General features: G+C 72.2%; 8 protein-coding genes and 1 riboswitch. All 8 genes read right to left on the bottom strand.

Annotation, left to right across the window (positions count from 1 at the left end):
- Nucleotides 1-18 precede the first annotated feature (18 nt).
- Nucleotides 19-711 carry a transglycosylase family protein gene (locus tag ACFWFI_RS37235; protein WP_387399291.1) on the bottom strand — a complete coding sequence of 231 codons (693 nt, stop codon included), beginning with the start codon at nucleotides 709-711 and terminating at the stop codon, nucleotides 19-21.
- Nucleotides 712-883, bottom strand: a riboswitch (cyclic di-AMP (ydaO/yuaA leader).
- A 290-nt stretch (nucleotides 884-1,173) separates the two neighbouring features.
- Nucleotides 1,174-2,160, bottom strand: coding sequence for a transglycosylase family protein (locus ACFWFI_RS37230; RefSeq protein ID WP_387399289.1), 987 nt, complete (start codon nucleotides 2,158-2,160; stop codon nucleotides 1,174-1,176).
- Between the two features lie 105 nt (nucleotides 2,161-2,265).
- Complete coding sequence (locus ACFWFI_RS37225; RefSeq protein WP_387399287.1) at nucleotides 2,266-3,561, bottom strand: cytochrome P450 family protein; 1,296 nt, start codon at nucleotides 3,559-3,561, stop codon at nucleotides 2,266-2,268.
- Nucleotides 3,558-4,544 (bottom strand): nucleoside triphosphate pyrophosphohydrolase, encoded by a 987-nt coding sequence (locus ACFWFI_RS37220; protein WP_387399284.1) that lies wholly within the window; start codon nucleotides 4,542-4,544, stop codon nucleotides 3,558-3,560. The genes ACFWFI_RS37225 and ACFWFI_RS37220 overlap by 4 nt, the downstream gene beginning before the upstream one ends.
- Before the next feature lie 29 nt (nucleotides 4,545-4,573).
- On the bottom strand, nucleotides 4,574-5,230 hold the full coding sequence (locus ACFWFI_RS37215) for a SurA N-terminal domain-containing protein (RefSeq protein WP_387399281.1): 657 nt from the start codon (nucleotides 5,228-5,230) through the stop codon (nucleotides 4,574-4,576).
- A gap of 170 nt (nucleotides 5,231-5,400) precedes the next feature.
- The gene (locus tag ACFWFI_RS37210; protein ID WP_387399280.1) at nucleotides 5,401-6,951 is read right to left on the bottom strand and encodes a serine/threonine-protein kinase; all 1,551 of its coding nucleotides are present in this window, start codon (nucleotides 6,949-6,951) and stop codon (nucleotides 5,401-5,403) included.
- Nucleotides 6,948-7,583: a hypothetical protein gene (locus ACFWFI_RS37205; protein WP_387399278.1), complete on the bottom strand. Its 636-nt coding sequence runs from the start codon at nucleotides 7,581-7,583 to the stop codon at nucleotides 6,948-6,950. Before ACFWFI_RS37205 ends, ACFWFI_RS37210 begins: the two co-directional genes overlap by 4 nt.
- A gap of 103 nt (nucleotides 7,584-7,686) precedes the next feature.
- Nucleotides 7,687-9,268 (bottom strand): N-6 DNA methylase (locus tag ACFWFI_RS37200; protein ID WP_387399275.1); only part of this gene is annotated, 1,582 nt, incomplete at its 5' end.

The following is a 9,268-nucleotide window of genomic DNA, read 5'->3' as shown; positions in this document are numbered from 1 at the left end:
GCGTCCGACCGCTCGCGACTACTTCAGGTGGAGCTGCTGACCCGGGAAGATCAGGTCGGCGTCGTCGACGATGTCGTCGTTCAGCTTGAACAGCTTCGCCCAGCCGCCCTTGACCTTCTTCGCGTCGGCGATCTTGCTGAGGGTGTCGCCGGCCTTCACCTTGTACTCGCCGTCACCCTTCTCGACCTTCTCGCCGGTCGGGGTGGTGACGGTCTTCTCGGGAGCCGTGCGCTTCTCGCTGCGCGTGGTGGGCTGCTCGGCCTTGCGCTCCGGCGCGGCCTGCGGGGCCGTGTCGCCGTTCTTGTCGGAGCCGGTGTCGACACCCGGGTCCACACCGTCGTTCGTCAGGCCGCCGGCACCGGCGCAGGCCCAGGCGCCCGGGCCCTGCAGGTCGAGGAGCTTCTCGGCGGCGGCTATCTGCTGGCCCTTGGTGGCCAGGTCGGCGCGGGCGGCGTACTGCGTACCGCCGGCGGCGGCCCAGCTGGACTGCGAGAACTGCAGGCCGCCGTAGTAGCCGTTGCCGGTGTTGATGGACCAGTTGCCACCGGACTCGCACTGGGCGACGGCGTCCCAGGTGTCGACGGAGGCGGCGGAGGCGCCGGTCGCACCCATCAGCGGCACGGCGACGGCGGCACCGGCGACACCGGCGAGGGTCGCGACACGGACGGCCTTGGACGGGCGACGGTGCTTGCCCTTGCTGGAAAGCAGCATGGTTCTCCTCACCGACGCCTACGAGGTGAGCTGTCGGGTTCGGGCCTGTGAGTTGCCCGGTCGCCCGCTCCCGCTGACGACTTCACCCCTAGCCGCACCCTCGCCCGTCTTCCGACGGCCGGGTCCGGCACTTACCTGGGTCCCCCGCTCCTGCCTACGGCGCTTTACGCGTCGGTCCCCTTCGGCCGACGGCAGGATTCGGCGTGACGGTCGAAGGTGCCCGCGGTGCGAGCGGCTCCGACCGTAATCACACGCAACCCCTACATTCAAAGATGGACATAACGGCTAATCAGCGCGTAACGGTCAGGCGTGGAGGATCGTTTGCGCAGGTCGGAGCCAATGTGGACGGACCGGGCGGGCCGAGCCCACCAGTTGAAGCAAAGAGACCCATGTCTCACTTACGCATAAGTGGACATAGGCCTCTGAACTACCCCCGCTTTCGGGGTGTTTTCCCGCTTTTGATCAGTTGGCCGCGGCGGTCTCCGCCTTGGCGTCCTGCGTGTCCGTCCCGAGACCGAGGAGGTCCAGGCTCTGGCCGGGAAGGATCAGGTCCGGGTCGGAGCCCAGCTCGTCCTTGTTGGCCTCGTAGAGCGCGGGCCAGCCGCCGGGAAGCTCCTGCGTGTCGGCGATCGCCCAGAGGTTGTCGCCCTCGCGGACGGTGTACGTCCCCTCGGCCCCCTGACGCGCCTCGGAATCGCCGCGCGAGGCGTGCCGGCCGGACTCGCGCCCCTCGTCCAGGTCCGACCCGGCGCTCGCCTCGGGGGCCGGCGTGCCGCGGTGCTTTCCGCCCTTCGCCTCGTCACCCGTCGAGGCACCGGACGTCTCGGACGCCTCGGGGGACGGAGTGGCGGACGGCGACGCGCCGGTCTCGCCGGCTTCCTCACCCTTGCCCGCGGTGTCGTCGGACGCCTTGCCGTTCGCCTCGTCCTTCGCGTCCGAGTCGTCCGCCGTGTCCGACGTGTCCGACGTGCCCGACGGGTCCGACGCCTCGGACGAGGGGGTCTCGGACGGCGTCGCGGTGTCCGAGGGCTCGGCGGACGGCTCACCGCCCGGGTCGATGCCCGGCAGCGTCCCGTCCAGGGCCAGCCCGGAAATCACCGCGCAGCTGGGCCATGCCTGCGGGCCCTTGGCGTCCAGCATCTTCTCCGCGACCGCTATCTGCTGCGAGCGGCTCGCGAGGTCGGCGCGCGCCGCGTACGCGGTGCCGCCGTAGGCCTTCCAGGTGTCCTGCGAGAACTGCAGGCCCCCGTAGTGACCGTTGCCGAGGTCGGCACTCCACATGCCGCCGCTCTCGCATTCGGCGACCCGGTCCCAGGTCGACGCGTCAGCGGCTTGCGCGCCGCCCGCACCGAGCAGCGGGATGGCAATGGCCGATCCGGTGACGCCTGCGGCGACGACGATGGCGGGTGCCTGGCGAGGGCGACGGTGTCTGCCGGTCGCGGAGCCCATGGGATTGCCTTCCGTGTGACTGACATGTGACGGGTGAGTCGAACGGTGAACCTAGCCCTACTCGAACGTGTGTCACAAGTCGATGCAGCGGAGATCACGTGAAAGTCACGGAGTTGACAGAGTGTCACCTTTTTCGGCCGGATGCCCGGGATCGAACTCCACGGGAAGCGTGCGCAGTCCACGCATGATGAGCCCGCCACGCCATCGCAAATCGGCAGGTTCCGCAGCGAGCCGCAGGTCGGGGAGGCGCCTGAGCAGCGTCGCCAGCGCCACCTGCCCCTCCAGCCGGGCCAGCGGCGCCCCCACGCAGTAGTGGATGCCGTGTCCGTATCCGAGGTGCTGATTGTCACTCCGCGCGAGATCCAGGGTGTCCGCATGCTGGAATCGCTCCGGGTCCCGGTCCGCGGCGGCCAGCACCACGAGAACGGGGTCCCCCGCCGCGATGTCCTGCCCTCCGAGCGTCACGGGTTCGGTGGCGTAGCGCCATGTAGCGAGCTCCACCGGCCCGTCGTAGCGCAGCAGCTCCTCGACGCCCGTGGCGAGCAGTTCCGTCTCCCCCGCCGCCAGCGAGCGCTCCAGGCGCTCGCGCTGGTCCGGATTGCGCAGCAGGGCGTAGGTGCCGTTGCCGATGAGGTTCACGGTCGTCTCGAATCCGGCGAACAGCAGGATGAATGCCATCGCCGCGGCCTCGTTCTCACTGAGGTGCTCGCCGTGGTCGCTCGCCCGGATCAGACCCGAGATCAGGTCGTCGCCGGGATTCTCCCTTTTGCGATGGATGAGTTCGGCGAGATAGCCGCGCATCTTCTTGACCGACCTGGCGACCCCGCCGCGCGGCCCCCCGCCGTGCCGGATCATCATGCCCGCCCAGTCACGGAAGTCGTCCTGGTCCTCGCGCGGCACACCCAGCAGGTCGCAGATCGCGTAGATGGGGAGAGGGAACGCGAAGTCGTGGATGAGGTCCGCCTTCCCCTCCTCCACGAAGCTGTCGATGAGGCGGTCCGTCAGCTCCTGCACGCGCGGTGCGAACTCCGCGACCCGGCGCGGGGTGAACGCCTTGGACACGAGCCGGCGCAGCCGGGTGTGGTCCGGCGGGTCGATGTTCAGCAGATGCGTCATCAGCTCCGCCTTGCGCTCCCCCGGGATGCCCGTCTTGCCCTTGGCGTTCGCGGAGCCCGCGTGGTGGGCCGGGTTCTTGGAGAGCCGGGCGTCGGCGAGGGCCTGCCGGGCGTCGGCGTACCGGGTCACCAGCCAGGCCTCGACACCGCTGGGCAGCGACGTGCGGTGCACAGGGCTGTTTTCGCGCAGCCAGGCGTAGGCGGGGTAGGGGTCGGTGGCGAACTCCCAGGTGAAGAGTTCGGGCGCTGCGTCGGGCGCGGAGGCCGTCTCGGGGCTGTCGTTCACTCCTCGACGCTATCCGGAGCGGTCCCGGTCCCTTCCGCCGCCCGGATCGCGTCCCGGTAGGCGCGGGCGGCGGCCCGCAGGGCGGCCTCCGGGTCCGTGCCGTCCTGCTCGGCCCGTACGGCGAGGGCCAGCAGCCGGTAGCCGACCCCGTCGCCTTCGGGGAGCGCTGCGTCGAGGCCCGCGGCACGGGCCCTGCTGCCCAGCTTGGCCGCCAGCGCCAGACCGGGCTGGCCGAGCGGCACCCCGTCGGTGACCGATTCGCGCTGCTTCTCGATCGCCTTCGTCCGCAGCCAGTGGGCGTGGACGTCCTCCGGGGTCTCGGCGGTCTCGTCACCGAACACATGCGGATGACGGTTGATCAGCTTCTCGACGATCGTGGCCGCGACGTCGTCGATGCCGAACGGCTCCTCCTGGTCCTCCTGCGCGATGCGCGCGTGGAAGACGACCTGGAGCAGTACGTCGCCGAGCTCCTCGCGCAGTTCCTCGCGGTCACCGTCCTCGATGGCCTCGACCAGTTCGTACGCCTCCTCGATGGCGTACTTCGCCAGGCCCTTGTGCGTCTTCTGCGAGGTCCACGGGCATTCGAGCCGGATCCGGTCCATGACCTGGACCAGATCCAGGAGCCGGGCTCCGGGCAGGTCGTACGAACCGGGCAACAGCTCCAGGTCCGGCATCTGCACCCGGCCCGAACCGCCGAGCCGGGCCAGGCCGTCGGTGAGGGGCTGGTTGCCCTCTCCGCCCACCAGCACCACTACGGTCCGGCCGCCCGCGCAGTCGTCCACCAGCTCCTCGGCCGAGGGCGCGGTGTGCTCGACGGCGACCCCCGCCTCCTCCAGATACGGCAGCTGCGGATGGTCCCGCTCGGCGCACAGCACCCGGTCGGCGGCGTGCAGCGTCTGCCAGGCGGGCCAGGACAGCAGACCGGGGGCGACACGGTGGCTGGCGGTGAGCAGGACGATACGGCCGGGGTCTTCAGCGTTCACACCCCGAACCTACCCGTGGACGGGCGGGGTCAGGCGCCTGCCTCGGGCTCCTGGCCCTGCACGGGGGTGACCTGCGTGAGCCACGGCGCCTTGTAGGTGCTGAGCTGGACCTTCTGGTTGTCCCAGCTGCCGAAGCGCGGGTTGACGTCGATGTGCAGCGCCTTCGAAGCGTCGGCGAGGGCCTTCTCGACGGCCTGCATCCCGGTGGGGCTCTGCAGGTCCGCGCCGAGCGCCTGCGCCAGCTTCTGGATCTGGACCTCTTTGCGCAGGGTCTCCTCGATCTGGCCGGGCGCCACCCAGCTCTGCTGCAGCATCTGCGTCCGCACGCCCTCGTCCCCGCCGGACTGCTCGGCGAAAGCGCTGCGGACCTGCTGGATCTCCTTACGGCTGACGCTCACCCCGGCGTCCTCGGCGGCCCGGTCCAGGACCTTTCCGAGGATCAGGCCGGAAAGCTTGGCCCGGATCAGCTGACCCGACTTCGTCACCAGTTCCTCCGGCTGCCCCGGCTTCTGCTGCGCCGTGCGCACGTCGGCCGCCTGCGCCTGGACGGTGGCCACGTCGATCCGGTCGCCGCCGACCACGGCCGCGGCACCGGGGTGGGCCTCGCTGCCGCAGGCGGTCAGGAGCGGTGCCGCGAGGAGCGTTGCGGCGGAAAGGGCGAGCGCGGTGCGACGACGGCGGTGCAAAGGAGCCTCCCGGGGAGAGTTTGTGCATCAGTGCACAAAGCCTTGCGGTGATCGATGTTAGGCAGTGGACGTGATTCGGGCCACTGCTTCGACCAACGATTTCCGGACCGGTCAGTGTGGGGTCAGGGACGAAAACCCCTCACGCTCGCCTGTTCCGGCCGTCCGCCGCCTCACGCCGAGCCGCGTACGTCCTGGTGGTGGGTCAGTTGGCGACGCAGTTCCGTGGGGAGCGGGTGGTGGGGGCCGTAGGCGCGCTCGGTGTCGTACAGAAGGGCCTGCAACTGGGCGCGGCCCGCCGTGTGGTCGCCCACCCCGAGCAGGAGGTGGGCGATCCGCCGGCGGATGTCGAAGGCCCGGCCGGGGCCGGTGGAGGTCGCGTAGCCGTTCTCGTAGTAGGGGAGGACGGCGCGGTACTCGGCGAGCGCGGCGGCCGCCTCACCGAGCTGCTCCAGGCACAGCGCGGCGTCGTAGCGGAACTGCAGGGTCTGGGAGTCGGCTGGGCCCGCCTCCGCCGCGCGGTCGTCGGCGAGGCGACGGAGCTCCGGGAGGGCGCGGCGGTACTGGCCGTCGTCCATCAGTGTGGCCGCGTACTGCTTGCGCAGGATCCGTACGACCGGTGAGTGTTCGCCGTGCTCCAGGGCCGCGGCGGGCAGGATTCCCCCGAGGATGTCGACGGCCTGGGTGATGAGGCCCTCGCCGAGCAGCCGCTTCACGTCGTCGACGGCCTGCGCCACGTTCGGCCGGGCGGGCGGCTCCTGAGGTGGGGCGGGGGCCTGCTGGGCGGGCGCCGACGCCGGCACGGCCGCCCGGTCGGGCCAGGGGGCGTGCGGGCGGAGGAACGGGCGGGTCGGGTCGAGCGGGCCCGAGGGCGAGCCGCCGGTGGGCAGCAGGGGCCGCAGGGACTCGTAGACCTCCTGGGCGGAGGCGGGGCGGTGCTGCGGGTCCTTGGAGAGCAGCCGCAGGACGAGTGCTTCGAGCGCCTCGGGGACCTCGGGCCTGAGATGGCGGACCGGGAGCGGCGGCTCGTAGAGGTGGCGGTGCAGGACACCCAGGGCGGTGGACCCGGCGAACGGCACGTCGCCGCTGAGGAGTTCGTGGAGGAGCACACCGAGCGCGTACAGGTCGGTGTAAGGGCCGACCGCGCCGCCCATCGCCTGTTCGGGGGCCATGTAGGCCGGGGACCCGATCGGGGAGCCCGTGTGGGTCAGGCGGGTGGTGTCGGTGTCCATGACGGAGGCGATGCCGAGGTCGAGCACCGTGAGGGTGCCGTCGGGCTTCACCATCGCGTTGCGGGGCTTGAGGTCGCGGTGGACTATCGGCACCGCGTGCACCGCGGAGAGCACCGCGCACAGCTGGGCGGCGATCGCCACGGCCCAGGGCCACGGGTAGGGGTCGTGCTCGGCGAGGTGGTCGGCGAGGTCCGCGCCCTCGACGTACTGCATGACGAGGTAGAGGTCCTCGCCGTCGCTCCCCGCGTCATGGACGGTGACGAGACCGGGGTGGTCGACCTGCGCGGTGACCCGGCACTCGCGGACGAACCGGCGGCGCAGATCGTCGGCCGCCTCACTGCCGGAGGGGCCCGCGACCCGGTCGGGACGCAGGAGCTTCACCGCGACCCTGCGGTCGAGCCGCTGGTCGTACGCCGTCCAGACCTGGCCCATGCCGCCCTGGCCGAGAATCGTCGCCAGCGCGTAACGCCCGGCGATGACACGCCCGTTCACCGGCCGTCACCCTCCTTGCGGAGGTAGTCGCTCAGCTCGTCGAGCTCGGCGCGCACCTGGTCCATGCGCTGGGGGGAGCCGGCCGGCCTCGGCGGATCGGCCGGAGACCCGGGCGGGGGCGCCGGAACCTGCGGATCAGGGGCGGGCGGTGCGGCGGGCGGGTAGCCGTAACCCCGCGGCGGCACGGCGGCGGTCGGGTGCGGCCCGTATGCGCCGTACCCGGGCGGGAAGTGGGGCGCGGACGCGGGAAGGTGGCCGGGGCGCGGGCCGCCGTAGCGCCCGTAGGGCTCCTCCGTGCCGAAGTGCCGCAGGTCCGTGTACAGGTAGTAGGCGATCACACCGGCCACGACGCCGATCAGCCAGCCCATGCCTATCAGTGCCTGGGTGTCCGTCCTCTTCTCCGGGTCGTCGGGCGTGGCCAGGATGAACACGAACAGTCCGACGTTGAGCACGAACACCACGGCCAGCAGGGCCCAGTCCCGGCTCCTGCGGGTGACGATCGCGATACGCAGCATCGCCCCCCAGGCGAGGAGCCCACAGCTCACCACGGTCAGCGTCACGAAAACCACGCGCAGCAGATTCAACGTCGCCGGGGACGGACGACGCTCCGGCGGATAGCCGTAGCCATGCATGAGCTGCTCCTGGAAAGCATGTGTAGGAAGTGTGCTGAGAGCGTATACACCCAGGCAGACAGTCGGTCCCCGTTGTGCACAACGCCTTTGGCCCGCCTGCTCGTCAGCTTCGGGGCGCCGGGTCGACCGTGCCGTCCGTCAGGCCGTCGTACATCCCTTGGAGCAGTTGTCCGCCGAGCCGGCCCGCCGTGCGCAGCGCGTCCTCGAACGCGGCGAGGGTGCGGAACTGCCGTCCGTACCGCTGCTGTTCGGCCAGGGGCAGCCGGGGCAGCTGGAGACGGCGGGCGTCGAGCCGGGTCGCGGTCGAGGCGTAGCTGCTGGCCTGGCGGTTGTTGGCGGTGCCGCGCAGGAACCCGGCGAGGAACCAGGGGTCCAGGGCGGCCGGGTCGGGGCGCAGCACCTGGAGGTTGCGGCCGAGCACCGCGCCGGCGGTGGCATCGTCGACGACCCTGGTGAGTGTTCCACCGCCGAGCACGGGCAGCACGACGTCGCCGGCTTCCAGCAGGAGCGGTTCGTCCTCCGGGGCGGTCGTGCCGGTCGGCGCGCCACTGGGGGCCGTCCCGGCGAGGACGTCGTGCTCCGTGAGGACGGGGGCGGTGCCGCCGCCCGTGCCGGAGCCGGTGCGCAGTTGCAGGGCACCGGAGCGGGCCAGTTCGCCGACCGTGGTCAGGGTGCGCCGGGACGGTTCGCGGGGTGTGGCGGGCGGCGGAGCGAGGCGGGCGGTGAGCTTCAGGGTCTCGTCCAGCCGTTCCCGTACCCGGTCGAGTTCGGCGGCTCCACCCGCTGCGGGGGGCGGCAGATGGCGGGCAGGGGCGAGGTCGACGTCGTCGTCGAGCAGTTCGATGACGGGGACCGCACGACTGACGCCGGGCCGGTCCACGGCGGCGTCGGCCACGGGGGCGTCCCCGCCGCCGGGGACTCCCGGGCGGTCGAAGGCGGTCCAGGCGTCCAGCGCGGTGTGCCGTACGGCCGCCCAGTCCATCCGGTCACGGCCGACGGCCCCCGGGGCGGTCTCGGGGGACTCGGCGGTGTCCACGACGAGGAGTTCGGGTGCGGGGCGCCGGTCCGCCCCGGGCTTGCGCAGCACCCAGAGGTGGAGCGGGATGCCGTACGGGGGCGCGGCGCCCGCCGGGAGCGCGATGACGGCGCGCAGGGCGCCCCGGCGCAGCAGATCGGCCCGGATGCGACGGCCGGACCGTCGGGATGCGGCGGCCGGCGGCATCAGCAGGACGGCGGTGCCGCCCTCGCGCAGATGGGCCAGCGCGTGCTGGACCCAGGCGAGTTCGGACTCGGTGCGGGCGGGAAGGCCGTATTCCCAGCGTGGGTCGTAGGCCAGCTCCTCATGTCCCCAGTTGCGCTCGTTGAACGGCGGGTGGCAGAGGACGGCGTCCACGGCGAGGCCCGGAAAGGCGTCCGTGCGCAGGGTGTCCCCGGCCCGTACGACGATCGCGCCCCGGGCCGCGTCCGATTCCGTGGGCGCCCCGGCCGTCCCTGCGGCTTCCTCTGAGTGCAGAGCGAGGCGGAGCGCGGTGAGCCCGGCGAGGTCGGCGTCGGCCTCCTGGGCGTACAGGGCCGCCGGGCCGGTGACCGCGCGCAGCAGGGCGCCTGTCCCGGCCGCGGGGTCGAGGACGGTGCGGGCGGCGGTCCGCCCCCCGGCCGGTCCGCCGCCCGCCCCGCGCGTGTCC

The sequence above is a fragment of the Streptomyces sp. NPDC060209 genome, from assembly GCF_042728155.1.
Classification (GTDB): Bacteria; Actinomycetota; Actinomycetes; order Streptomycetales; family Streptomycetaceae; genus Streptomyces.
This window is presented reverse-complemented; position numbering and strand designations above follow the sequence as displayed.